General features: G+C 58.1%; 1 pseudogene. It reads right to left on the reverse strand.

From position 1 onward, the window contains the following. Positions 1-353: pseudogene (locus tag AC27VU_RS28935) on the reverse strand (hypothetical protein); the annotation flags it as partial.

Raw genomic sequence — 353 nt, forward strand, 5'->3', positions numbered from 1 at the left:
ACGCCGCCGACTCTGACCCGCCTCCATACAAAGCTTTCACCGAATATCTGTGATCACCCAATGCCTGAGCCGTCAGCGTATGAGACCACTTGCCTGCGGCATCCACGGCAATCGGTGTGAAGATCACTACGCCCTCGTCCAGTAGCTCGATTTGCTGCCCGGCGTGGCCTTCGCCGGCAAATACCAGCGAAATATCAGGAGTGGAGCCGCCATCCGGGATTTCAACGTCGCTGGGTAATCCTTTCACCGAGTCGATAGTAGGCGGCACCCACTCCACCACTTCCCCGACGACAAAAACCAACGGATTCGAAAGGCTGGTCTCTTCTGTGGCATGGCGCCAGAGCTGGTAGCGG

The sequence above is a fragment of the Pseudomonas sp. 14P5.3.2 genome (genome assembly GCF_057799175.1).